The organism is Cobetia sp. SIMBA_158, from assembly GCF_046566945.1.
Lineage (GTDB): Bacteria > Pseudomonadota > Gammaproteobacteria > Pseudomonadales > Halomonadaceae > Cobetia > Cobetia amphilecti.
This window is the reverse complement of record NZ_JAWJYL010001163.1, coordinates 1-232: the sequence shown is the minus strand read 5'-3', so window position 1 is coordinate 232 and position 232 is coordinate 1. Positions and strand designations below refer to the sequence as shown.

Below are 232 nucleotides of genomic sequence, written 5' to 3'. Positions count from 1 at the left end.
ACAGGTTATTAGTTTTGTAAAATTACTTTTCTTGTTCTCTGTGACGTATTTTTACATTGGGATGCGTAACTGCAAAGCTTTCGCCAATTGTTTGCGCTAAATATACAGAGCGATGTTGCCCGCCAGTACAGCCAATCGCAATAGTTAAATAGCTTCTGTTATTTCGCTCTAGGTGTGGTAGCCATGTTTGTACAAAGGTTTGTATTTGCCATGTAAATTTTTGAACTATGCT

The 232-nt window shown here is 37.5% G+C and carries 1 pseudogene; it reads right to left on the bottom strand.

The annotated features are described in order from the left end of the window. Positions 1-22 precede the first annotated feature (22 nt). A pseudogene (locus tag R2R70_RS23410) lies at positions 23-232 on the bottom strand (RNase adaptor protein RapZ); the annotation flags it as partial.